30 protein-coding genes are annotated in these 22,461 nt (G+C 38.7%); 28 read left to right on the forward strand and 2 right to left on the reverse strand.

The genetic code is table 11. The features are described 5' to 3' along the window. Positions 1-51 precede the first annotated feature (51 nt). The 12 genes from spoIIAA to V6C17_RS08690 all read left to right on the forward strand — a co-directional run bounded on the left by spoIIAA (position 52) and on the right by V6C17_RS08690 (position 7,263). Complete coding sequence (spoIIAA, locus tag V6C17_RS08635; RefSeq protein WP_333522173.1) at positions 52-387, forward strand: anti-sigma F factor antagonist; 336 nt, start codon at positions 52-54, stop codon at positions 385-387. 10 nt (positions 388-397) lie between these two features. Beyond that, positions 398-829 (forward strand): anti-sigma F factor, encoded by a 432-nt coding sequence (spoIIAB, locus tag V6C17_RS08640; protein ID WP_333522174.1) that lies wholly within the window; start codon positions 398-400, stop codon positions 827-829. Positions 830-840: 11 nt separating this feature from the next. Next, positions 841-1,572, forward strand: a complete 732-nt coding sequence (gene sigF / locus V6C17_RS08645) for an RNA polymerase sporulation sigma factor SigF (RefSeq protein ID WP_333522175.1) — start codon at positions 841-843, stop codon at positions 1,570-1,572. A gap of 54 nt (positions 1,573-1,626) precedes the next feature. Continuing rightward, complete coding sequence (locus V6C17_RS08650) at positions 1,627-1,791, forward strand: hypothetical protein (RefSeq protein ID WP_333522176.1); 165 nt, start codon at positions 1,627-1,629, stop codon at positions 1,789-1,791. 57 nt (positions 1,792-1,848) lie between these two features. Beyond that, a complete protein-coding gene (locus tag V6C17_RS08655) occupies positions 1,849-2,046 on the forward strand; it encodes a dodecin family protein (RefSeq protein WP_333522177.1) in 198 nt (65 codons plus the stop codon). Positions 2,047-2,194: 148 nt separating this feature from the next. After that, on the forward strand, positions 2,195-2,650 hold the full coding sequence (spoVAC, locus tag V6C17_RS08660; RefSeq protein WP_333522178.1) for a stage V sporulation protein AC: 456 nt from the start codon (positions 2,195-2,197) through the stop codon (positions 2,648-2,650). Between the two features lie 25 nt (positions 2,651-2,675). Next, positions 2,676-3,680 carry a stage V sporulation protein AD gene (gene spoVAD, locus V6C17_RS08665; RefSeq protein ID WP_333522179.1) on the forward strand — a complete coding sequence of 335 codons (1,005 nt, stop codon included), beginning with the start codon at positions 2,676-2,678 and terminating at the stop codon, positions 3,678-3,680. 13 nt (positions 3,681-3,693) lie between these two features. After that, positions 3,694-4,047: a stage V sporulation protein AE gene (spoVAE, locus tag V6C17_RS08670; protein ID WP_333522180.1), complete on the forward strand. Its 354-nt coding sequence runs from the start codon at positions 3,694-3,696 to the stop codon at positions 4,045-4,047. A gap of 10 nt (positions 4,048-4,057) precedes the next feature. Further along, positions 4,058-4,444 (forward strand): hypothetical protein, encoded by a 387-nt coding sequence (locus tag V6C17_RS08675; RefSeq protein WP_333522181.1) that lies wholly within the window; start codon positions 4,058-4,060, stop codon positions 4,442-4,444. 15 nt (positions 4,445-4,459) lie between these two features. Continuing rightward, the gene (locus V6C17_RS08680) at positions 4,460-5,176 is read left to right on the forward strand and encodes a hypothetical protein (protein WP_333522182.1); all 717 of its coding nucleotides are present in this window, start codon (positions 4,460-4,462) and stop codon (positions 5,174-5,176) included. Between the two features lie 10 nt (positions 5,177-5,186). Next, positions 5,187-5,783, forward strand: coding sequence for a stage V sporulation protein AE (locus tag V6C17_RS08685; protein WP_442891465.1), 597 nt, complete (start codon positions 5,187-5,189; stop codon positions 5,781-5,783). Continuing rightward, complete coding sequence (locus V6C17_RS08690; RefSeq protein WP_333522183.1) at positions 5,767-7,263, forward strand: spore germination protein; 1,497 nt, start codon at positions 5,767-5,769, stop codon at positions 7,261-7,263. Before V6C17_RS08685 ends, V6C17_RS08690 begins: the two co-directional genes overlap by 17 nt. A 60-nt stretch (positions 7,264-7,323) precedes the next feature. Here the strand turns inward: V6C17_RS08690 and V6C17_RS08695 are convergent, their stop codons facing one another. Next, complete coding sequence (locus V6C17_RS08695; RefSeq protein ID WP_333522184.1) at positions 7,324-8,070, reverse strand: hypothetical protein; 747 nt, start codon at positions 8,068-8,070, stop codon at positions 7,324-7,326. A 416-nt stretch (positions 8,071-8,486) separates the two neighbouring features. Between V6C17_RS08695 and V6C17_RS08700 the strand changes: the two genes are divergently transcribed. The 7 genes from V6C17_RS08700 (at position 8,487) to V6C17_RS08730 (ending at position 13,320) form a co-directional block, all read left to right on the forward strand. Then, positions 8,487-9,107: a site-2 protease family protein gene (locus V6C17_RS08700; RefSeq protein WP_333522185.1), complete on the forward strand. Its 621-nt coding sequence runs from the start codon at positions 8,487-8,489 to the stop codon at positions 9,105-9,107. Between the two features lie 14 nt (positions 9,108-9,121). After that, complete coding sequence (gene trpS, locus V6C17_RS08705) at positions 9,122-10,108, forward strand: tryptophan--tRNA ligase (protein WP_333522186.1); 987 nt, start codon at positions 9,122-9,124, stop codon at positions 10,106-10,108. 1 nt (position 10,109) lies between these two features. Further along, complete coding sequence (locus tag V6C17_RS08710; protein ID WP_333522187.1) at positions 10,110-10,823, forward strand: segregation and condensation protein A; 714 nt, start codon at positions 10,110-10,112, stop codon at positions 10,821-10,823. Between the two features lie 9 nt (positions 10,824-10,832). Next, on the forward strand, positions 10,833-11,348 hold the full coding sequence (gene scpB, locus V6C17_RS08715) for an SMC-Scp complex subunit ScpB (protein ID WP_333522238.1): 516 nt from the start codon (positions 10,833-10,835) through the stop codon (positions 11,346-11,348). Between the two features lie 149 nt (positions 11,349-11,497). Further along, on the forward strand, positions 11,498-12,172 hold the full coding sequence (locus tag V6C17_RS08720; protein ID WP_333522188.1) for a DUF2953 domain-containing protein: 675 nt from the start codon (positions 11,498-11,500) through the stop codon (positions 12,170-12,172). Then, positions 12,165-12,611: a GerW family sporulation protein gene (gene ytfJ, locus V6C17_RS08725; protein ID WP_333522189.1), complete on the forward strand. Its 447-nt coding sequence runs from the start codon at positions 12,165-12,167 to the stop codon at positions 12,609-12,611. Before V6C17_RS08720 ends, ytfJ begins: the two co-directional genes overlap by 8 nt. 160 nt (positions 12,612-12,771) lie before the next feature. Next, positions 12,772-13,320 carry a hypothetical protein gene (locus V6C17_RS08730; RefSeq protein ID WP_333522190.1) on the forward strand — a complete coding sequence of 183 codons (549 nt, stop codon included), beginning with the start codon at positions 12,772-12,774 and terminating at the stop codon, positions 13,318-13,320. A gap of 123 nt (positions 13,321-13,443) precedes the next feature. Here the strand turns inward: V6C17_RS08730 and V6C17_RS08735 are convergent, their stop codons facing one another. Beyond that, positions 13,444-13,626, reverse strand: coding sequence for a rubrerythrin family protein (locus V6C17_RS08735; RefSeq protein WP_333522239.1), 183 nt, complete (start codon positions 13,624-13,626; stop codon positions 13,444-13,446). A gap of 147 nt (positions 13,627-13,773) precedes the next feature. Here V6C17_RS08735 and V6C17_RS08740 point away from each other — a divergent pair, with 147 nt between their 5' ends. The 9 genes from V6C17_RS08740 to aroF all read left to right on the forward strand — a co-directional run bounded on the left by V6C17_RS08740 (position 13,774) and on the right by aroF (position 22,458). Beyond that, on the forward strand, positions 13,774-14,913 hold the full coding sequence (locus V6C17_RS08740) for a D-alanyl-D-alanine carboxypeptidase family protein (protein ID WP_333522191.1): 1,140 nt from the start codon (positions 13,774-13,776) through the stop codon (positions 14,911-14,913). Positions 14,914-15,059: 146 nt separating this feature from the next. Next, on the forward strand, positions 15,060-15,653 hold the full coding sequence (locus V6C17_RS08745; RefSeq protein WP_333522192.1) for a nucleoside recognition domain-containing protein: 594 nt from the start codon (positions 15,060-15,062) through the stop codon (positions 15,651-15,653). A 4-nt stretch (positions 15,654-15,657) separates the two neighbouring features. Then, positions 15,658-16,197: a spore maturation protein gene (locus V6C17_RS08750; protein WP_333522193.1), complete on the forward strand. Its 540-nt coding sequence runs from the start codon at positions 15,658-15,660 to the stop codon at positions 16,195-16,197. A gap of 128 nt (positions 16,198-16,325) precedes the next feature. After that, positions 16,326-17,606, forward strand: a complete 1,281-nt coding sequence (locus tag V6C17_RS08755) for an FAD-dependent oxidoreductase (RefSeq protein ID WP_333522194.1) — start codon at positions 16,326-16,328, stop codon at positions 17,604-17,606. A gap of 15 nt (positions 17,607-17,621) precedes the next feature. Next, positions 17,622-18,596 carry a hypothetical protein gene (locus V6C17_RS08760; RefSeq protein ID WP_333522195.1) on the forward strand — a complete coding sequence of 325 codons (975 nt, stop codon included), beginning with the start codon at positions 17,622-17,624 and terminating at the stop codon, positions 18,594-18,596. Positions 18,597-18,635: 39 nt separating this feature from the next. Continuing rightward, on the forward strand, positions 18,636-19,364 hold the full coding sequence (locus V6C17_RS08765) for a pseudouridine synthase (RefSeq protein ID WP_333522196.1): 729 nt from the start codon (positions 18,636-18,638) through the stop codon (positions 19,362-19,364). Between the two features lie 154 nt (positions 19,365-19,518). Further along, complete coding sequence (locus tag V6C17_RS08770) at positions 19,519-20,766, forward strand: NAD(P)/FAD-dependent oxidoreductase (protein ID WP_333522197.1); 1,248 nt, start codon at positions 19,519-19,521, stop codon at positions 20,764-20,766. Positions 20,767-20,811: 45 nt separating this feature from the next. Continuing rightward, complete coding sequence (locus tag V6C17_RS08775; protein ID WP_333522198.1) at positions 20,812-21,330, forward strand: DUF5359 family protein; 519 nt, start codon at positions 20,812-20,814, stop codon at positions 21,328-21,330. Between the two features lie 123 nt (positions 21,331-21,453). After that, entirely contained in the window at positions 21,454-22,458 is a 1,005-nt protein-coding gene (aroF, locus tag V6C17_RS08780; protein WP_333522199.1) for a 3-deoxy-7-phosphoheptulonate synthase, read from the forward strand. Positions 22,459-22,461: the final 3 nt, after the last annotated feature.

Consider the following 22,461-nt stretch of genomic DNA (forward strand, 5'->3'; position numbering starts at 1 on the left):
ATTTTCCTGAAAGCGAATATCTCTATTAGAGAATAGAAAGGGAGGAATAACATGAATATATCCACTTTGTTGCGACAAGGTGTTTTAATAGTTCGAGTTGAAGGTGAATTAGATATGCATGTTGCCGATGAATTTAGACAAAGAGTGGATGATGCGCTAGATTCGTGCGGTGCAAAAAATCTTATTTTAAATTTAGAAGGCGTTTCATTTATTGATAGTTCTGGACTTGGTGTTATATTAGGTCGTTATAAAAGAATCAGCAATAATGGCGGGAAAGTTTCTGCTACCAATGTTCAGTCGCAAGTTGCTAAAATCTTTGAATTATCAGGATTGTTTAGAATTATGAAATTATATGAATCTGAAAATCAAGCCTTAGAGAGTTTATAAGGAGGACATCATGGCAATAAAAAATCATGTTAAAATGTCTATCCAGAGCCTTAGCGAAAATGTGGGTATTGCCAGGGTGACTGCGGCAGCGTTTGCTGCTCAGCTTGATTTAACACTAAACGAAATAGAGGAAATTAAAGTCGCCGTATCGGAAGCAATATCTAACTCTGTGATCCATGGCTATGGTAATCAAGATGGTGTAATAGAATTTATTATGAATCTCTATGATGACAAAATAGAATATATCATAAGTGATTATGGCAGAGGAATTGATGATATAACTTTGGCTCGCCAGCCTTCATATTCGAGCGATCCAGAAAGAATGGGCTTAGGTTTTGTTTTTATGGAGTCGTTTATGGATGAACTGGACATTAGGTCAGAGCCAAACAAGGGTACAACTGTTAAGATGGCAAAAAAAATCCAGTCTAACACTGCACACTAGGTGGGATAACCATGCTTGGAGATGAAGAATTACGGAAATTAATCTTAAAGGCACAGGCTGGAGATCAGTGGGCGAAGGAACATATTTTAGAAAACAATCTAAATCTTGTAAGAAGTATTGTTCATCGTTTTACTAATAGAGGATACGAATGGGATGATTTATTTCAAATTGGCTGTATCGGTTTGGTTAAAGCAATTGACCGATTTGACTTAAGTTTCAGTGTGAAATTTTCTACATATGCTGTTCCGATGATTATTGGTGAAATAAGACGATTTATGAGAGATGATAATCCCATAAAAGTCAGTCGTCCAGTTAAAGAACTAGCTTATAAAGTGCATAAGATCCAAGAGAAATTACATGGAACACTAGGTCGTGAACCTACAATTAACGAAATATCTAAAGAATTGTCTTTAGCACCGCAGGAAATTGTGGCTGCTCTAGAAGCTATTCAGCCGCCAGCATCGTTATATGAACATGCATTTCACGACAGTGGTGATCAAGTACTGCTTTTAGATCAGATTAAATGTAGTGACGGTCAAGATAATGCTTATTTTGAGAAACTAGCTTTAAAAGAAGTGCTATCGAGGCTTCCAGTAAAAGAGCGTACGGTAATTGAATTAAGATTTTTTGAGGATAAAACACAGTCGGAAATCGCCCAAATAATTGGATTATCTCAGGTACAAATATCTAGGATTGAAAAGGCAGCTTTAAAATTTATTAAAGAGTTTTTAAAGACCTCGTAATTGAGGTCTATTTTTTTTATTTGGCGGAAATACTATACTTATGAGGTGAGACTTATGAAAAGAAAAATAATAGTGATAATTTGTATGCTATGTCTCGTTGTTACGGGAAGTACTTTTGCTTGGCTGTATTTGTGGGGAGATTTCCCGAAAAAATCACCAATACGTGCAAAACAAGTATACTTAATCGATATTGAGTTTATTAAAACGACTTTAGTATAAATATTAATGTTCTAGACAAACTAAATTTGAATTCTACAAATTAAAGGAGGATTTTAAATGGTAGTAAAAGTTATTGAATTAGTTGGAACATCACGCCATAATTGGACAGATGCAGTAGATAACGCAGTTACGGAGGCAGCAAAAACTATAGACGACATTATGGGTGTTGAAGTAACTAATTTTACTGCTAATATTGATAATGGCCGAATTGCCGAGTATAAGGCAGATGTTAAAGTAGCTTTTCAAGTTCATTAATTTTTCGCTCTGAAAGAGTGCCATAAAGGCACTCTTTTTTGCTATTGAAGACAAACCTAATTAAACATAACATGTTTAGATGGCTCTGTATCTAGAGTCGTGCATTAATTTTTCAAGGTAGGGTCAAAATATTATAGGAGGTGAAAAAATGCCAAATGACATAAATAAGCAGCAGGCACAGCAAGCCTATGCACAAAAACTAAGCAAAGTACAACCAAAACCGCCTTTATTAAAGAATATCGCATGGGCCTTTGTTGTCGGCGGCCTAATTTGCGTAGTAGGGCAGTTTATAATGGATTACTTTATCTCGATAGGGATGTCTAAAAAAGAGGCCGCAGCTCCCACATCGGCAGTAATGGTCTTCTTAGGGGCATTTTTTACAGGTTTGGGGATATATGATGAGTTAGGTAAAAAAGCTGGTGCTGGGTCAATTGTTCCCATAACTGGGTTTGCAAACTCTATTGTTGCTCCAGCGATGGAGTTTAAAAGAGAAGGATATGTATTTGGAGTAGGTGCAAAGATGTTCGTTATTGCCGGCCCAGTGCTGGTTTACGGAATGGTAACTGCTTTTATTGTAGGGCTAATATACTGGATGCGTCAGTGATTGGCAGTTTGAAGGAGGACGAACTGTGCAAAAAAAACAAGGTAAGCAAAGTATAGTTTTTGCTAATCCGCCGATTATCACAAGCACCGCTAATATCGGTGGACCAATGGAAGGAGAAGGTTTATTAGGAAACTATTTCGACCATTTAATAGAAGATAATCTTAATAATCTCTGCAGTTGGGAAAAGTGTGAGTCCTATATGCTGGAGCAGGTTATAAAGACAGCGGTGAACAAAGAAAACTCCGAAATTACCGATATTGATTGTGTTTTTGCCGGTGATTTACTTAATCAGCTGATGAGCACTCATTTTGCCTTAAGAGAATTGTCCCGCCCATTTGTAGGGCTCTATGGAGCCTGCTCAACAATGGCACTGAGCATGCTAGTTGGAGCAATGATGATAGATGGTGGCTTTGCAAATAAAGTAGCGGGAGCAGCTTCCAGCCATCATGATGCGGCAGAAAGGCAATATCGATTTCCGACAGAGCTTGGGGTTCAGCGTCCACCTGTTGCCCAGTGGACAGTAACCGGTGCAGGGGCTGCAATATTATCAGCAACTGGGCAAGGTCCGAAAATTACTTGTGCGACTGTTGGTAAAATAGTCGATCTAGGTATTAAAGATCCGAATGCACTTGGTCCCGCCATGGCACCTGCAGCTGTTGATACGCTTTGGCAGCATATTCAAGACACTGGCAGGGAGCCAGCATATTATGACATGATTTTTACTGGCGACTTGGGCAGTGTTGGTAAAACAATGGTTATTCAGCTAATGCAAGAAAAAGGGCTTGATATTTCAAGCAACTACGAAGACTGTGGATGTATGATTTATAGCGAATCCCAAGATGCTCACGCTGGTGCTAGCGGATGCGCAAGTTCGGCAGTTGTTTTTTGTGGTTATCTTTATCAAATGCTAGTGGCTGGAAAACTAAACAAAATTTTGCTCATTGGCACAGGAAGTCTTCATAGCCCAACATCTTATCAGCAAAAAGAGTCTATCCCTTGTATTGCACACGCTGTCGCGATTGAAATGTAAGGAGGTTGTTATAATGACGGCATATCTCATGGCTTTTATTATAGGTGGGCTGATATGTGTTGTTGGCCAATTACTAATGGATTTAACTCCATTGACTCCTGCTCATGTATTAGTTTTATTCGTCGTGTTAGGAGCAATACTAAGCGGATTTGGTTTGTATCAGCCACTAGTTGAGCTTGGTGGTGCTGGAGCTACAATACCTTTGCCTGGTTTCGGACACGCATTAGTAGTTGGTACTATTGAGGATGTTGATAAGTATGGTTTCTGGGGTATATTCAGTGGAGCATTACGCGCGTCAGCAACTGGAGTAATGGCTGCAGTAGTTTTCGGTTTTGCAATGTCAGTTATATTTAATCCCAAGGGGTAGAGGATATTCGATGGTTTCTATTGATTTTATAGGTTTGATTATAACAACCATTGCTATAAGTTTAAGGTATCCTCATTATGGAATTGCTGCAATGGTGATTCATGAATTTGGCAGGATAGCAATGGCCGTTTTTTTACAGAGCGATGTTCAAATGCTGACCGCGGCGGGAGTATTCAGTAGCGCGACTGTTACAGCAACTAGTGTCGTGACTACCTTACTTATCTCTTTTAGTGGTCCGCTAGCCAATTTCATTATTGGCTCTATTACTGGCGGCGTAGGCTTAGAACAAACTAGAAAGGTATTTGACCCGCGATCAAGACTCAATAATCCTTTTGCAGTAGTCAATTTAAGGCTAGCATTGTTTTCTTGCTTATTTAATATAGGGGCAATTTTATAACAAAGGGTGACACTTATGACTCGGCGTTTACAGCGAAGAACAATTAATTTCAGGGAAAGTAATAGTTTTAATCCTACTTATAGTGAAGAAATAAAAACAAACATACCAGACTCTCGAACAAAAACTATCAATTATGACTTAGAAATGGCAAATGAAATTAGTCCTGATACTTTGCAAAATCAACAGCAACAAAAACCGAATGACGAAATTATTAATCTGCTCCAGAATATAAATCAACAGTTGCAAAAAATGAACCAGTCTGGCGGGGAAAACGGTCAACAGTCTCAAAATAATGCAGAGGTACAACAAGGTAACCAACAGCAAAGGCAGCAGCAAAGTGCTCAACTATCTGCAAATACCAACCCTCAGTCAGAACAAGGACAAAACAGCTCTAATGGGCAAGATTCCTGTAAAAAAGTAAATAAGGAGCTGCAAGATTTGTTTAGTCAATTACTGCAGGGAAAAGGTAACACCCAGCAGTCTTCTGATTCTCAGCAAAATAACCAGAAAAGCAGTGATTCTTCGTCAAGTAAAGGGGACTCAACAGGCTCACAGCCGACAACTGTTGTTGCCAAAACAGCAGCACAGGTGCTAGCGCAAGCTCAATATGAATTATCAAATGAATTGGAAGCCAGTCTTAAAAAATTAAAACAAGTTATTAGTGAAAGCGAAAAAATTGCTAATAAAATAAGTAACTTGCTTGGGGAAGAAAACAGTACAAATAAATCTTGAGGTGATGATTTTGCCAGAAAGAGTAAGGGTTATCTTAATTACTGACGGCGATAGAGTAGCCCAGCATGCAGTTGAAGATATAGCTGCTTCACTTGGTTTAAGATGTATTTCGGCTTCGGCTGGTAATCCTACACCGATAAGTGGAAAAGAAATGGTTAAGTTAATCAAGACTGCTCATCATGATCCTGTGTTGGTCATGTTTGATGACAGAGGTCGCAGTGATAAAGGTAAGGGGGAAATGGCCCTTGAATATGTGGCTAATCATCCAGATATAGAAGTTTTAGGTGCGGTTGCAGTAGCGTCTAACACTACTGGTATTATAGGTGTACCTGTCGATGTTTGTATTGCTTGCAGCGGAGATCTTGTTGACGTTCCAGTTGATAAGCACGGCGATATAAAAACGAATTGCGAACATACGAAAAAACCGATAATTACTGGTGATACTGTAGATGTTTTAAATACGGTCAATGTTCCGATTATTGTCGGTGTAGGTGATATTGGAAAAATGGACAAAGCAGACGATATCGGTAGAGGAGCACCAGTAACAAGAAAAGCTATCGAAGAGATATTGAAACGGAGTGGCATTAGCTATGGCGGAAGACCTTAAGGTCGACAAAGATATTGATACAAATATAAATTATATGAAAGATCTTCTGGGTGTTGGTGAAACATTTGATATTGTATTTCGAGAATACAAAATAGGACGCAAAAGGGCAGCATCATTTTCAATTAACGGAATGACAAATGATGTCATTCTAACAAATGTATTTCAGGATATATTAACACTTAATACTGATGAGCTTTCGATTAATACATTGCAAAAAGTTTTTTATACTAGAGCAACTCATTCTCAAGTAAAACTAGTTGAAAACTTAAATGATGCTGTTACCAGCCTATTATCAGGCGAAATGCTGTTTTTTATTGATGGTGAAACACAGCTGATAATTTTTGATGCAAGATCCTATCCGGCCCGAATGCCATCGGAATCAACAATAGAAAAAGTAACACGAGGTTCGAGAGACTCGTTTGTAGAAACCATTGTATTCAATACAGCGCTTATTCGACGCAGACTTAGAGATCCTAATCTAAGGTTTGAAATTGTTAAAATAGGTGTTAGGTCTCAAACAGACGTGTCAATCGCATATATAAAAGATATTACTGATCCAAAACTTGTCGACAAGGTAAAAGAACGTTTGAATACTATAGAGATAGATGGCGTCCCTATGGCTGAAAAGGCAGTCGAAGAATATATCGCTGGCGGAAGTAAATGGAACATACTTCCTAAAGTACGCTATACCGAACGACCAGATGTAGCGGCAGTACATCTTTTAGAGGGGCATGTTTGTTTGATTGTAGATACTTCACCCAACATAATGATATTACCGACAACCTTTTGGCACCATGTCCAACATGTTGAAGAATTTCGGCAGAATGTTGTAGTTGGATCTTTTATGCGAATGGTTAGATTGGCAGGCGTCTTATTCTCGTTGCTTTTGCCGCCGCTATGGCTTGCGCTAGTACTTCAGCGGCAAGTATTGCCCGAGTCATTCGGCTTTTTGGGACCACAAGAACCGGGAATAATTCCAATAGGCTTTCAGTTTATACTTGCCGAAATGGGACTTGAGTTAGTCCGAATGGCAACAGTGCATGTACCATCTGCTCAGTCTACCGCCCTAGGTTTCATTGGGGCGTTTATGCTCGGTGATTTTGCTACTAAAGTGGGCTTGTTTGGGAATGAAACAATTTTTTATGTAGCTGTTGCAGCCGTTGGTGCCTTTGCTACACCTAGTATGGAATTTGCAATGGCAACGCGAGTTTTTAGGCTACTGCTCATCATACTAGTTATGTTCTTTAAACTTCCGGGCCTAATAGTAGGCTTGTTCGGGATACTAATAATGTTGCTTACTACTAAGTCATTTGGAGTGCCATATATGTGGCCTGCTTATCCGTTTAACTTTGCAGCCTTAAAAGATGTATTATTTCGGCTGCCAATACCAAGCAAAGTATTGCGTCCGGCTATATTGAAGCCTCAAGATAAAGATCGCATTGAAACTGATGGCAGTAATAAGGATAAAGATAAAAAGTAAAAAAGCTCATGCACACTGTGCATGAGCTTTCCTTATATATTTTTCAAGACCGTTTACAAGTTAACGGCCATAGAAAAATTCACGTATCTTACCGAGACTTTCATTAAGGTTTGCTATATTCTCATCGACAGCGCCTTTATTTTCAGCATTAACAGCATCTTTGATTTGATTTACGTTGGAATGTGTTATTGTAATCTGATCTAAAATGCCTATTTGCTCCATACTAGGCTTTACTTTGTTCCACGTTCCTTCAAGTTCTTTTACCTTTGAGGCGGCTTTGCTCCATTCTTTATCTTCAACATAGAAGCTTACATTTCGTATTGAGTTGCCGACGGCAATAATATCAGATAAGGGGGATAATTTATAAGACTTTGCCACATCTCCTATTGAACCCATAAACTTATTAAGATTTTCGTAGGAATTTGTTATCTTTTTATCTGTTATTGAGGCTGCAAGCTTGCCTAACGCCTCGTCAGCTTCCTTGACACCTTTTTTCTCGCCTACTAAAGGTTTAACTTGTTCCCATGTAGACTGGAGGTTGTTAAAACCGGCCTGGGCTTGATCCCACTTTGCCTTGTTTAGACCCTCGAATATTACACCTGATGTTGCTTCAAGATCATAGAGCTGGGCTGGCGGCGAAACGAAACGCTGCATAAATGGCGGGTTAGGTTTGCTTTCAGTTGGTTTCCCCGCAGGGCCTATTTCAGGTTTTTTGGCTGTCTCTAACATTCCGCATCCACACAGTAAGAGTGAGATGAGAATGATAGTGAAATTTAAGAGAATAGATTTTTTCATGAATTTCGACAAATAAAATCCCTCCTTTACAATGATAGCTTTTGCGGTGTTTAGATAGTTTATTCTTGCGTTATTATAATGAAAAAATGAAATGCGCTCGCGTATCAGTAAGTTAAATCTTGGGCAAGTGTAGTCATAGTTGAATATTGTAACTTTTGATTGATAGTCTTGATGCTGCTAATTTAACTGGGCAGGTGATAGACATTAACTATAGAATATTTTAATAAGGCAGTTTTTTGTAGTTAACCTAAGAAGCTAATAAATGTATCCCTGATAAATCTTGATGCAAAATTACGTTTAAGTGACACCGTAATGTGTCGGAATAAATAAATTTTTGTATATTTTTTCTAGAATTTAGGTACAATGCTTGCGTATGAGTTGGTAATATGTAAAAATGATAACTACAAGTTGTGGGGAGGGGTATATTGGTGTTTGGCTTTGATCAAGACATGATTTTTCGTATTCCGGCGCTGCTAATAGCACTTACAGTGCATGAATATGCACATGCTCGGGCGGCAGTTTGGTTAGGTGACCCAACTCCGCGTTTTGAGGGTAGATTAACCCTCAATCCTATTGCACACTTGGATCCGATTGGTCTTATTATGCTTTGGCTGTTTAAGTTTGGCTGGGCTAAACCAGTTAATATTAATCCAGGCAACTTTAAAAACTGGCGTAAAGGAATGATCATTGTTTCATTTGCCGGTCCTGGTTCAAATATTATAATGGCGTTTATTTCTGCTATTATGATTGCAGTGATAGGGCAGATGGGGCTGTTGACAGGCTGGTTGGCTGCTATATTAAAACTAACCTATAGCTATAACATAATTTTAGCTATTTTCAACTTAATACCTATACCGCCACTAGATGGATCTAAGATACTTTCAAGTCTTCTGCCAAGCCGGATCGCGTATCAGTATGATAGTTTAGGTCAATACGGACCCTTTATTTTGATGGGGCTAGTTTATATTGGCGTAATTGGAGCAATTACTTACCCGCTTCAACTAATTTTGTCTTATATTATTAACCAAATTGTAATGGTAATTGTATAACAGGAGGAGATATTATGATTAAAGGTCGCATTTTTAGCGGAATGCAGCCTTCCGGTAAATTTCACTTGGGAAATTATTTAGGGGCATTGGAAAATTGGGTTCGTCTGCAAAACAACTATGAGTGTTTTTTTAGTATTGTTGATTTGCACGCATTAACATCGTCATTTGAAAATACTAGCAAAATTCCTGAGAATATCCATAATATGGCGCTCGACTGGTTGAGTGCAGGTCTTGATCCAGAAAAAAATGTTATTTTTATTCAATCCCATGTTAAAGAGCACGCTGAACTGCATTTGCTGTTATCTATGATGACGCCTTTATCCTGGTTGGAGCGTGTGCCGACGTATAAAGATAAATTGCAGCAGCTGGGAGTGCAGGGAAAAGATATCAATACTTATGGGTTTTTGGGATACCCGGTGTTAATGACTGCTGATATTATTCTTTATAAAGCCGATACTGTACCAGTTGGTGAAGATCAGATCCCTCATCTTGAACTTGCCAGAGAAATAGTAAGGCGTTTTAATAATATGTACAAGCCGGTTTTCCCTGAGCCGCAAGCTCAATTGAGCCAGGCACCAACACTTCCGGGTATTGATGGAAGAAAAATGAGTAAGTCATATGGTAATGAAATCCCGTATGCCGCAAGTCCAGACGAACTGCGGGCTCGTGTTCGCCAAATGGTGACAGACCCTCAGCGAATTAAGAAAACCGATGCTGGAAACCCTGAAGTCTGTACTGTGCATAAATTCCATAAAATATTTAATGCGTCGCAGTTAAATCAAATAAGTGAGTCCTGCAGACAGGCAAGTATTGGCTGTGTTGAATGTAAAAAATGCCTAGCCGAACAGATGGTGGTTAACTTAGCTGATATTCATGTTAGACGTAGTGAGTTTGAAGCAAATCCTGGCAGAGTAAAGGAAATTCTCATTTTTGGTGCCGAACGCGCCCGTAAGGTTGCTGCTGCAACCATGGAAGAAGTCCGGCAAGTAATGCACCTATAGTATGTCTGAATATAAGATCAAGCTTGAGGTTTTTGAAGGGCCAATAGCCTTATTAATGCATTTGATCGAAAAGAATAAGCTGGATATTTATGATATACCAATTGCCGAAGTTACAGAGCAGTATATGGCGTATCTTCAAGCCTTAAATGAATTTAATGTTGATGTGGCTAGTGAGTTTCTAGTCATGGCTGCAACTTTACTGCAAATAAAGTCGCGTATGTTATTGCCGCGAGCGGCACCAATTTCGGAGACCGATGAATATGATCTCGATCCTAGACAAGAACTTGTAAATAGGCTTATCGAATATCGGCAGTTTAAACAGCTAAGTGAGCTGCTGGAAGAATTAGCAGAAAAGAGATCTCAATTTTTCACTCGCGAACCGCAGAGTTTTAATTCAAAGAGCCTGCTGCCAGAGGGGCTGGACATGGATAAGTTATTGTTAGCCTTTGCTGCAGTATGGGAGAGCGCAATCGAGGATTATGCTTTAGTTTCGCGGGAAGAAGTTAGTGTTCAAGATAAGATTCAAGATATTCTTCATTTGCTGTATAAATATAATGGTCGAGTTGAGTTTAATAATATTTTGACGCGCAGTGGTACACGATCAGAGGTTGTAGCAGCTTTTTTAGCTTTACTGGAACTTATTAAGTTGAATCGAGTTAGCGTTAGACAGGAACATAGTTTTGCGTCAATCTTTATTATATTACGGGGAGAGTGATTGTCTGCTGTGTTCGATTTTGGTGTTAAAGGACATATAGAGGCATTGCTTTTCGCATGCGCAGAACCTTTGCCGGCAGTAAAGCTTGCAGCATTGTTAGATTTGCCAGTAGATAAGATTGTGATAATACTTGATGAAATGGTAAGTGCAATGAAGGATGACAGCAGAGGTTTGACGATTGTTGAAGTAGCCGGTGGGTATCAACTTTGCACAAAACCTGAGCTAGCATCAATTGTAGAAAGGCTTGCACATTCTCAAGAGCCGCGATTATCTTCAGCAGCATTAGAAACTCTAGCAATTGTTGCTTTTCGCCAGCCAATTACCAGACTGGAAATTGAGTCAATAAGAGGGGTTAAAACTGACAAGGTTATCGCCAATTTAGTTGAGCGCGGCCTTATCAAAGAGGTTGGCCGAAAAGAAGCTATTGGGCGGCCAATCCTGTACGGCACAACCGAAGATTTTTTAAAGTGTCTTGGTTTAAATAGTCTTGAGGATTTACCTACTTTACCTGACATGAATAAGTAAAAGCAGCTCTCAATTGAGAGCTGCTTTTACTTTCGAGAATATATAGTCCTTTGTATCGAATTACAAGCGTCACTGTATATTTTTTTAAATTACGCTAACAATACTATGTATGCATCATAAGTTGATAAGTCAGTCGAAGGTGGATAGCTATGGTAGATTGGCTGATAGTTACGATTGCTAGTTTTGGTATAGCTTTTGTAATCAGTAGGGTGAGTATTTTTATACACTTAAGGTTCTTACGGAATTGTGATGACGACTTTATAAAGGTAGACATCTATTTACCGCGCAATATTCTTCTATATAGCATGAAAATTCCAGTCATCGAGTTGGTAAAACATAATAATCTTCCATGGATTGAGTCTGAAGTTAAAGCAGAAGAAGGAAAAACTAAGACCCATGTTAGGCGAGAAAAAAGATTTGTTAAAGTCTTTTTTAATATTTATTTTAAACACCCTCGAAGATTTAGAAAGCTAATGAGAAAGGTACGCTATTACCATAGATTATATACAAGACTTATGAACGAAATAATAAAGGCTATATATTGTGAAAAATTTTACTGGAAAACTACATTTGGATGTGATGATGCTGCATCTACAGCAGTGGTGACAGGTGCGTTGTGGTCAGTAAAGTCACTACTTGTGAACTATTTACAGAGTCGAACGAATTTTAAGGAAAAGCCAGTAGTTAAAGTAATTCCTGCCTTTGGGCAAGAAAAGATCGATATAGAACTTCTGTGTATATTCAGTATAAAACTTGGTAATGTTATAGATGCATCTAAGCGTGTTTTATATACAAAAGCTAAGGAGGTAAAGCGCGATGGCTGAACATCCCATTCAGGGGTTAATGAAAACTGCAATGGCAAGCATTAAGGATATGGTTGACGTTAATACAATAGTTGGTGATGCAGTTGAGACACCAGACGGAACTGTTATTATACCGATTTCTAGGGTTACCTTTGGTTTTGCTGCTGGAGGGGGAGACTATGATCCAGAAGAGGTCGAAGAGGGAGCGGATAATTCCCATACAGCTTTCGGTGGGGGCAGTGGTGCTGGCGTAAGTGTTAGACCAGTCGGATTTTTGGTTTGTTCTCCAACTACTGGAGTTAGATTTATGCCAGTAGAAGGAAATGTTGTCTACGATCGACTTATTGATATGGTGCCGCAAGCTATATCAAAGTTCCAAGATATTATGTGCAAAAAAGATACATCAGACAAAATGGATGAGTTAGCCGAAACGGCAGAAACAAGTAAAATGCATTCGTAATAAATAAAAAAGCCGGGCTTTCTTGAAACAGTTCAAGAAAGCCCGTTTTGATTTGTTGTTTATAAATTAAGCAACGCATGTATTAAAAACTGTCATATATTTGTCACAATTATACAGTACAGTTAAGTTATAGAAAATAAATTTAGGCAGGAGGAATAACATGAAGAAGAAGTATTTTATCGTTTTTGCGGCAATGCTATATCTTGTTATGTTTTCAAGCACAGTATTAGCTTGGTCGCCAAAATTGGACGGGAAACCTGATCAATTTTTTCAAGGATCAAAAGGTTACTATATCTGGCGTGATAGAGAGGGTTTTCACGTCTGGGCATCAGCAAAAGGAAAAAGTCACGAATTTAGTGGTACGATTAAAACAGACGGTGATTTCTACCAAGTGATCGGAAGTCGGCTAGAGAAAAATGACAAAGTCACTGTATACAACGATGTTAATGAAAGACGTTGGTTCCATTCAGATGAGAAGGGTAAGCAACAATATCGTATTAAGGGACGAGAAGTGGATTTTGATTATGATAAAATTAAATTTAAGTTTGAAACAGCTGGAGCGTCTGATGGTCTGAAATTTAAGCTCAGAAATGCAAAATATTTAGAATTTGATCTATATATTGATGGTAATCGAGTTAAACCTAAATTAATTCATATTGGTGATGACAATTGGCACCCAGAGCGCAGCAGTTTTAGGTTGTATAATTAAATGCTATAAAAAAGAACTAGTACGACTGTTACAGCCGACTAGTTCTTTTTTATTGAGTTAAAAAATTCTAAAGCATATATTTGTACATTTAAATGAGTTATACAGCATATAAATTGTACTGTACTAGCTTAGTTTGTTTAACTGATCTTTAATTTGAGTTGCGTGCAGAGCCTCTGCTTCAGCAAAATGACGATACATTTTCGAAACTTCTGCATTATTAATTTGCTCAGCAAAAGTTTGGTAATCACGGACTAATTCTTGCTTTTGAGTTAAAGTTGTACGTAGTGATGTTTTAATATCTAACATTTCCACATCAATCACCTCCTTAGAATTATTTTTATTATTACCGTTTGAAGCGGTATTAATGTATGGACACTTTGACGGTTGGGAAAAACATATATATAATAGTTATGTCATTTCAAATGATTTTTTTATGGAAAGGACATTTAAACCATGATACGAAAGTGCTTTGTTTTTTTATGTTTATCTCTAACTTTGATGGGGACCGCTGTCAGTGAAGCTGGTCCAATTGAATTAACAGCTAAATCTGCTATAGTTATGGATGCCCGTACAGGGAAAGTTTTATACGCTAAAGATGCCGAAGAAAAAAGATATCCGGCTAGTACTACCAAAATGATGACATTAATAGTAGCCCTAGAGCATGGAAATCTTGAAGACCTAGTTACAGCCAGCAGCAATGCATCAAGTACTGAAGGATCTTCCTTGTGGCTATCGCCAGGTGAACAGCTAAAAATGTTGGATATGCTATATGGCATTATGTTAATATCAGGCAATGATGCTACCGTGGCCGTAGCTGAACATATATCTGGCTCGCTCGATAATTTCGCCAAGCTAATGACTCAAAAAGCTCATGCGATCGGGGCCAAAAATACAAATTTCACAAATTCAAGCGGTCTTCCAGACCCAAACCATATTACTACAGCTCATGATTTGGCAAAAATTGCTGCCTATGGCTACAAGAATCCGTTATTTACCGAAATTATAAGTACGGAGAAAAAAATCATACCGTGGCCTGGAAAAGATCATGATCGCGAACTATATAATGAGAACAAAATGTTATGGCTTGTTGAAGGCGGCAATGGAGTGAAAACTGGCTATACCGAAGCTGCCGGGAGATGTCTTGTTTCAGGTGCAAAAAGAAACGGTATTCAGCTCGTAGCGGTCGTTCTTGACAGTGACCATATGTGGGAAGACTCCGTGGCCTTGCTGGAATATGGTTTTAAAAATATTAAACCAGTAACCGTATTTAACAAAGGCGATATTCTTAAAACAGTTAAAGTACTAGAAGGTAAGACTGACACGATAAAATTAGTAACAAATGAAAGTATGGTTATTCCTATTTCTATTGACGGCAGTGATCAATTTGAGACAGTTATTGAGGCCCCTAATAAAATTGAAGCGCCAGTTAAGGCAGGGCAAAAAATTGGAGTTGTTCATGTTAAATATAATAATACCGAAATTGCTAAAGTAGATTTATTAGCTGCAGATAACGTAGAACAGAGAAGCTTTTTTGGCTCGGTTTGGGGATCGGTCTGGAACTTCTTTGCTTTTTTCATCAAGAATATATCGTAATTAATGAAATTTAAAAAACTTATGCTGCCATTAAGGATTGGCGCATAAGTTTTTTTGTTTTATAAGGACTGGTTGGACGTGTAGGAAGCCTATTAGTTCTAGTAAGATGGTATTTATCATACTCTCATACGGAGGGGGTTGGTAATATGATTAATGTTATTTGGATGCTTCTTCTAGTAATAGGAATTATATACGCTGGCATAAATGGTCGGATAGAAATAGTTACATCGAGTGCAATATCCGCAGCAGAAGGGGCTGTGACGTTGTCCTTCAAGTTAATAGGTGTCATGTGTTTATGGTTGGGGATCATGAAGATTGCTGAATTATCAGGTCTAATAAAAGTATTTGCGTATCTTCTAAGTCCAATAACACAGCTTTTATTTCCTAGTGTTCCTAGAAATCACCCAGCTATGGGGGCAATAGTCATGACTATAAGTGCAAATATGTTAGGATTAGGTAATGCGGCAACTCCGCTTGGAATTAAAGCGATGAATGAACTGCAAAAACTTAATTCTAATAAAGATACTGCTTCAGATGCAATGTGTACACTGTTAGCATTATGTACTACTGGTTTTACGCTTGTTCCAGCAACTGTTATTGCGCTACGTTCAGCGGCTGGATCAACAGCACCAGCCGAAATAGTTGGTGCTACAATTATGGTTAGCCTAACAGCTACTGTTGTTGCGATTTTAGCAGATAGAATATTAAGATCAATCTATACCTTGAAAGCAAGGAGGTAGCTGTATGTTTGTTGAAATAAGCAGAGAGCTATCTGTATGGGCAATTCCGCTAATTTTGCTTTTTGTTCCGCTTATTGGTTATTTTCGTAAAGTGAAAGTTTATGAAGCTTTTGTCGATGGTGCTGCCGAAGGTTTTCATACAGCAATTCGAATTATGCCGTTTTTAGTTGCGATGATGGTTTCAATTAACGTTTTTAGAACTTCGGGAGCTATGGAATCATTTGTTTCTTTTTTATCTCCCGTTTTAGTTTATTTGGGTGTGCCTGCTGATTTAGTTCCGCTAGCCATAATGCGCCCGCTTTCAGGTACCGGTTCATTAGGTTTGGCAACAGAGATTTTAAATACATTTGGCCCGGATTCTTTATGCGGCAGAATTGCTTCAACAGTTATGGGCAGTACGGACACAACTTTTTATATATTGACAGTATATTTTGGTGCGGTGGGAATTAGAAAGCCGCGTTATTCGCTGTTTGTGGGGCTCTTAGGTGACTTAACCGGTTTTTTCGGTTCGATTTATTTATGTAATAAACTATTTGGGAGCTAAATAGAAGTTTATATCGATTGCTTAAGACTTGGTACAGCCAGGTCTTATTTTATTTTTCCCACTGAGTGACACTTCTCACAGCAAGGAATAGACTGTAATGTGACAATGAAGAGAATGGAGGGACGTCCATGATAAAAGTTATAGTAGCAGGCGGAGGTTGGGCTGGATGTGCTGCGGCAATATCTGCTGCTAAAGCAGGTGCACAGGTATTGCTGGTAGAACGTACTGATTTATTGCTTGGTACCGGACTTGTTGGAGGTATTTTTCGCAATAACGGGCGCTATACAGCCGCTGAAGAAGCTATTGTTATGGGGGGAGGCGATCTTTTCGTAGCAATGGATGCGAACAGCCGCCATCGTTCGATTAATTTCCCTGGGCATAGCCACGCTTCTTTATACGATGTAACAACAATGGAGCCTTTAGTTAAAAAAATACTCCAAAACTATGGAGTTGAAATTCGTACTAAAACACGTATAATTGATGTTATTAAATATGGGAAGAAGCTGCAAAGTATTGTTCTAGACGGCGGTGAAGTAATAAAAGCAGACGCGTTTGTTGATACAACAGGAACAGCCGGTCCTATGGGGAACTGCCTTACATATGGGAATGGTTGCGCTATGTGCGTAATACGCTGCCCTTCATTCGGACCACGTGTCAGTGTCACAGCTAAAGCGGACGTAAAAGAATTAATGGGCCTTAAAGATGATGGCTCGGTAGGCGCGATGAGTGGCTCTTGCAAATTAAACAAAGAATCACTTAGCCAAGAAATCAGGGAGAAACTTGATAGTGAAGGCGTTGTAGTACTAGAGATACCTGAAAGTATTAGAAAAAGCGGCTCTCTAGGCAAAAAAGCATGTACTCAGTATGCTCTTGCCGATTATGCGAGAAATCTTGTACTGTTAGATACAGGTCATGCAAAAATGATGTCCTCATATTTCCCGCTTGACGACCTAAGAACAATACCAGGTCTAGAAAGGGCAAAATATGAAGACCCATATTCTGGCGGGATTGGTAATTCAATGCGATATATTGGTATAGCTCCTTGCAATAATTCGCTTAAAGTTGATGGATTAGATAATTTATTCTGTGGTGGTGAAAAATCTGGTATTCTTGTTGGGCATACTGAAGCTGTAGTAACAGGTTTATTGGCTGGTCATAATGCTGTTCGCTATTGCCTTGATATGCAGTATTTAGAACTGCCTCGTTCACTAGTAACAGGTGATTTTATAGCATATGTTCACGAACAGATGCAGCTTGAAGATGGAATGAAAGTTAGATATACTTTCTCAGGTTCTTACTATTTTGAGCGAATGAAGAAATTATCGTTATATTCAACAAATCGAGCAGAAGTAATTGAACGGGTAGGTCTTAGCGGTTTAACAGACATTTACAATAGTTGTCTGGTTTAAACAGGAGGTGGAATTATGCTTAAACAGTTAACAACCAGGTGTATTGACATCAATTCACCTTATTGCCCTTGTTTGCTTGCTGAGACCAATCACTGCGAATTCTGCAGTCATCTTAAAGGTGGCACTGTTTGTGATTGTAATTGGTCAGGTGTTTGTATATTGTACGAAAAGTACTGGCAAAATAAAAGCGGTGGGAAACAAATCAAGGAGGATATGGCAATAAGAACCGAAATAGTTACTGATTATCGCATAAAAGAAAAAATAAGTGAAAACACCTACCTGCTTGAATTTACTGTTCCAGATGAGCTTGCTCGCCAATTAGAACGAACTGGCTCTTTCGTTTTCCTCCGGAAAGCAGTTGATCCCAAGTTCTACCATTTCCCTGTTGGTATAATGAAAGTCATAGGAAATGATATTCAGGTAGTTATTGAAACGGTCGGTCCCAAATCAGCGAGGTTAGTTCAAGGGGACGATACTCAAATGATGGTAACCGGGCCATACTATAATGGAGTACTAGGCCAACCATGGATTGACAATATAAGGGAAGGTAAGATATTATTGGTAGCTGGGGGGATGGGGCAGGCGCCAGCATTACCTCTTGTAGATAAAATGGTAAAAAATAAAAATGAAGTGATGGCGATACTTGCACCAGGGCATGTCCGAAAAATATTTATCAGCGAAGAATTAAGTGATTGGGGCGTGCAGGTTAATAGTGTTGCATCCATGCGGCAGAGTGGTATTCCGTTATTACGCGAATTGTTTAATCTAAAACCTGATTTAATTGTCAGCGCTGGTCCAGATGATCAGCATTATGCAATAATATCTGCTATGCATGAATATGGTGCAAACATTCCAATGGCTGCAACAAATAACGTTACTATGTGCTGCGGCGAAGGAATTTGCGGCAGCTGCCACAAAGAAACACGTGATAATAAACGTGTAAGGCTTTGTAAAGTACAGACTGAGTTTTCGCAGCTTATTCAGGATTAATTACCTTACATTTATTACAGTCATCACGAAGGAGATAATATGTTAGAGCGTTTACAAAAAATAATCAGTCAAGCCGGAGTAGCATCTAGAAGAGAAGCTGAAAATTTAATCGAAGCTGGGCGGGTGACTGTTAACGGTAAGGTTATCACCGAACTCGGAACAAAAGTTCAACCAGGTAAAGATAGAGTTGCCGTAGATGGTAAACTATTGAAAAGCGAAGAAAATGTATATATCATCATGAATAAGCCCAAAGGTGTTGTTACAACAATGAAGGATCCTGACGGCAGGCAGACAGTTATTGACTATTTACGAGATATTCCTCAGAGGGTTTATCCTGTAGGCCGACTTGATTATAATACAGAAGGCTTGTTGCTTCTAACCAACGATGGCGAATTAACTCATGCACTAATTCATCCAAGCCAAAAAGTATATAAGACCTATGTGGTAAAAGTAAAGGGAGTACCGCCAGAGGAAAAACTTGATAAACTGCGTGTTGGTATCAGGCTTGAAGATGGCATGACGGCACCGGCTAAAATTCATTTAACTGAGATTGATCAGGAAAAAAATTCAGCAACTTTGGAATTTATAATTCATGAAGGTAAAAATCGCCAAATTAGACGGATGTGTGAGGCTATAGGCTATCCGGTGCGGTTGCTAAAAAGGATTAAATTTGCTACATTATCCTTGCAAGGCTTGAAACGTGGGCAGTATCGTCATCTCACAGCAGCGGAATTAGATGAACTAAAAAAGCTGATAATTAAAAAATGATTTTTTTACCCTTATTATAGTGATAAGGGTTTTTTTGTACTATTAGTCAGTACAAGCCTATCTAATTTAAAGTAAATCTATTCAAAGATGAATATTTAGTACCGGAATTTAAGCTAATGATATGAAATAAATAATTTTATAAAAAGGTGAGCAAATGAAAAAAGTTATAATAATTGGCGGTGGAGCTGCTGGACTTATGGCAGCAGTCAGTGCTGGTGAACATGGGGCAAGTGTAAAAATTTTAGAAAAGATGCCAACAGTTGGACGTAAGTTATTGATTACCGGTAAAGGTAGATGCAACATTACCAATAACTGTGATGTTCAAACATTCATTAAAAATATGACAGGGAACGGATCTTTTTTATATAGTGCATTTCATAATTATGATAATTACAGTGTAATTGATTTTTTTACACGCTCAGGTGTTGAAACAAAGGTAGAACGCGGCGGCCGGGTTTTCCCTGTATCGGATAAAGCCAGTGACGTAGTAAAGGCCTTTAGCCAAGCATTGAAAAAACTTGATGTTGAGGTAATTACAGAAAAGCCTGTATTAAGTATTACCGTAGATGAGCAGCAGGTTACCGGAGTTAAAACAAAAGACGGTGATTCCTATAGTGCTGATGCGGTTATACTAACAACAGGAGGTTCATCCTACCCCGGGACAGGCTCCTCAGGAGACGGTTACATAATGGCTCAGAAATTGGGGCACACTATTATGCCGCTAAGACCATCACTTGTTCCGTTAGAGGTTGCTGAAGATTGGATTGGCGATCTGCAGGGCTTATCTTTAAAGAATGTCTTAGCTACAATTGTTGTAGATGGTGAAAAAATAGAAGAAGACTTCGGCGAAATGCTATTCACGCATTATGGGCTGTCAGGTCCAATAATCCTTTCGCTCAGCAAAAAAGTAGCTGAGCTTCTGCCGCAAAAGAAGGAAGTAACAATTTCGATTAATTTGAAACCAGCTTTGTCGCAAGATACACTTGATAAAAGGCTCCAGCGTGATTTCGAAAAGTTTGCCCGTAAGCAGATTAAAAATTCTCTAAATGAGTTACTGCCAGCCAAGCTGATTGATGTTGTTATTGACTTGGCATATTTAGACCCCGATAAACCAGTACATCAAATTACTAAAACTGAAAGAGCTCGACTACTTGACGTTATAACTGGCCTTCCATTAACGATCACGAAAACCAGACCTGTGAGTGAGGCTATTGTTACTGCAGGTGGAGTAAATATAAAAGAGATAAACCCTAAAACTATGGAATCAAAGCTTATTGCTAATTTATTTTTTGCTGGTGAAGTTATTGATATTGACGGCTATACAGGAGGATATAACTTGCAGGCAGCGTTTTCGACGGGATTTGTTGCAGGCAGAGAAGCGGCAAGGGGAAATGATTATTAGTCTATCCAGAAGTTTTTTAAATGTAGTATGAAGTGGAGGCATCTAATGCGAAAATCGGCATGGAGAACAATTAGATACGGTGAAAATGTTCTATTTAAGCTTGTTATTATATTTATCTGTTTGCTGGTAATTTCACAGTGCATACTGTCTTTTGATAATATGAGACCATATATGTCTAGAGTGGATAAATATGAGGGAGAACAAATTTACTTTCATATGCCTCAATATGCTTCAAAACCACTGCAAATTAGTGATACTGTTGAAACTAGCCGGCTTCAGTCTCTTAGAAACAGCAAAGTTTTAATATTAAGGATGGTTACTCCGCCGAAGGATGGCAATATTTTTGTAACTGTCAATGGAAAAGTTATTGATGATTTTCGTAAAGGCGAGGTTAAACTAACTGTCTATGATGGTGACTATGTGGAAATTGATGCTTCAGCCTACAAAGAAAACGCCCAATTTATCGTAAATGTACCTAGCAGTTCGCTGATTTCTCCAATCGACGGATTAGTGTTAGAAGGAACAGGCATTATTTCAGCTGGAAAAGTGAAATTTAAGGGTTAATAATTAGTATTTTATGGAGGATATTAGGGGTCTTTAGGGAATTAAATAAAGATACCCTTATATATTTTTCAGGAATATTATTGGTTAAAATTTTCTAATCCAAAGCTCTGGAGGATCGGTAGAATGATTATCATACTGAATTCTGCAACTACCGAACAGATTGATAAAATTCTGTTTAAAATTAGTCAGTCCGGTTTAGAACCACATTATGTGGAACATTACGGAAAACAAATTATTACAGCTAACGGTAATACCAAGAATTGTAGCATTGCGGAATATAAAAAGTATGCTGGTGTTGAATCAGTTTTTCAAGTATCAAGCTCTTATAAATTAGCTAGTCGCGAATTCAAACAAAGCAAATCAATTGTGAACGTTCGCGATGTTGCTTTTGGTGGTGCAGATATTCCTGTGATAGCTGGACCTTGTGCTATCGAGGGTTATGATCAGCTTAAAGAAACTGCCTCAGCAGTTAAAAATGCCGGGGCTGTTATGCTGCGCGGCGGAGCTTATAAGCCGCGTACATCACCATATAGTTTTCAGGGGCTTGAAGAAGAAGGACTAGCGATACTACAAGCCGTTAGTAAAGAGTTGGATATTCCTACTGTCTCAGAGGTTACTGATCCGCGTAAAGTCGAGTTAGTTGCTGAGCATGTTGACATGCTTCAGATAGGCGCTCGGAATATGCAGAACTTTGTGCTACTCAAAGAAGTAGCTAAAACGAATATGCCTATTCTGCTTAAGCGCGGTGCATCAGCTACTATCGAAGAGTGGCTGATGGCGGCAGAGTATATAATGGCAGATGGTAATTCGAATGTAATCTTATGTGAACGGGGTATAAGAACCTTTGAACCGATTACTAGAAATACGCTGGATTTAAGTGCAGTGCCGCTAGTTCAGTATTTAAGCCATTTACCGGTCATTGTGGATCCAAGTCATGGCACAGGTATTTGGCGGTTAGTAAGTCCGATGGCAAAAGCTGCGATGGCAGCTGGGGCAGACGGACTTATCCTTGAGGTACATACATGTCCAGAAGAAGCGGCATCAGACGGACCGCAATCACTGACGCCATACAAATTTTCGCTACTTATGAAGGAACTAAAATCTATAAGTTCAGCACTTAAAAGTTAAATT

Origin of the sequence: Dendrosporobacter sp. 1207_IL3150 (assembly GCF_036763085.1) — a bacterium.
Lineage (GTDB): Bacteria > Bacillota > Negativicutes > DSM-1736 > Dendrosporobacteraceae > JBAIYU01.

Bases quoted from the DNA above. Each gene is read 5' to 3' on its own strand.
- spoIIAA (WP_333522173.1), top strand. From the start codon at position 52: ATGAATATATCCACTTTGTTGCGACAAGGTGTTTTAATAGTTCGAGTT.
- spoIIAB (WP_333522174.1), top strand. From the start codon at position 398: ATGGCAATAAAAAATCATGTTAAAATGTCTATCCAGAGCCTTAGCGAA.
- sigF (WP_333522175.1), top strand. From the start codon at position 841: ATGCTTGGAGATGAAGAATTACGGAAATTAATCTTAAAGGCACAGGCT.
- V6C17_RS08650 (WP_333522176.1), top strand. From the start codon at position 1,627: ATGAAAAGAAAAATAATAGTGATAATTTGTATGCTATGTCTCGTTGTT.
- V6C17_RS08655 (WP_333522177.1), top strand. From the start codon at position 1,849: ATGGTAGTAAAAGTTATTGAATTAGTTGGAACATCACGCCATAATTGG.
- spoVAC (WP_333522178.1), top strand. From the start codon at position 2,195: ATGCCAAATGACATAAATAAGCAGCAGGCACAGCAAGCCTATGCACAA.
- spoVAE (WP_333522180.1), top strand. From the start codon at position 3,694: ATGACGGCATATCTCATGGCTTTTATTATAGGTGGGCTGATATGTGTT.
- V6C17_RS08675 (WP_333522181.1), top strand. From the start codon at position 4,058: ATGGTTTCTATTGATTTTATAGGTTTGATTATAACAACCATTGCTATA.
- V6C17_RS08680 (WP_333522182.1), top strand. From the start codon at position 4,460: ATGACTCGGCGTTTACAGCGAAGAACAATTAATTTCAGGGAAAGTAAT.
- V6C17_RS08690 (WP_333522183.1), top strand. From the start codon at position 5,767: ATGGCGGAAGACCTTAAGGTCGACAAAGATATTGATACAAATATAAAT.
- trpS (WP_333522186.1), top strand. From the start codon at position 9,122: ATGATTAAAGGTCGCATTTTTAGCGGAATGCAGCCTTCCGGTAAATTT.
- V6C17_RS08710 (WP_333522187.1), top strand. From the start codon at position 10,110: ATGTCTGAATATAAGATCAAGCTTGAGGTTTTTGAAGGGCCAATAGCC.
- V6C17_RS08720 (WP_333522188.1), top strand. From the start codon at position 11,498: ATGGTAGATTGGCTGATAGTTACGATTGCTAGTTTTGGTATAGCTTTT.
- ytfJ (WP_333522189.1), top strand. From the start codon at position 12,165: ATGGCTGAACATCCCATTCAGGGGTTAATGAAAACTGCAATGGCAAGC.
- V6C17_RS08730 (WP_333522190.1), top strand. From the start codon at position 12,772: ATGAAGAAGAAGTATTTTATCGTTTTTGCGGCAATGCTATATCTTGTT.
- V6C17_RS08735 (WP_333522239.1), bottom strand. From the start codon at position 13,626: ATGTTAGATATTAAAACATCACTACGTACAACTTTAACTCAAAAGCAA.
- V6C17_RS08740 (WP_333522191.1), top strand. From the start codon at position 13,774: ATGATACGAAAGTGCTTTGTTTTTTTATGTTTATCTCTAACTTTGATG.
- V6C17_RS08745 (WP_333522192.1), top strand. From the start codon at position 15,060: ATGATTAATGTTATTTGGATGCTTCTTCTAGTAATAGGAATTATATAC.
- V6C17_RS08750 (WP_333522193.1), top strand. From the start codon at position 15,658: ATGTTTGTTGAAATAAGCAGAGAGCTATCTGTATGGGCAATTCCGCTA.
- V6C17_RS08755 (WP_333522194.1), top strand. From the start codon at position 16,326: ATGATAAAAGTTATAGTAGCAGGCGGAGGTTGGGCTGGATGTGCTGCG.
- V6C17_RS08760 (WP_333522195.1), top strand. From the start codon at position 17,622: ATGCTTAAACAGTTAACAACCAGGTGTATTGACATCAATTCACCTTAT.
- V6C17_RS08765 (WP_333522196.1), top strand. From the start codon at position 18,636: ATGTTAGAGCGTTTACAAAAAATAATCAGTCAAGCCGGAGTAGCATCT.
- V6C17_RS08770 (WP_333522197.1), top strand. From the start codon at position 19,519: ATGAAAAAAGTTATAATAATTGGCGGTGGAGCTGCTGGACTTATGGCA.
- V6C17_RS08775 (WP_333522198.1), top strand. From the start codon at position 20,812: ATGCGAAAATCGGCATGGAGAACAATTAGATACGGTGAAAATGTTCTA.
- aroF (WP_333522199.1), top strand. From the start codon at position 21,454: ATGATTATCATACTGAATTCTGCAACTACCGAACAGATTGATAAAATT.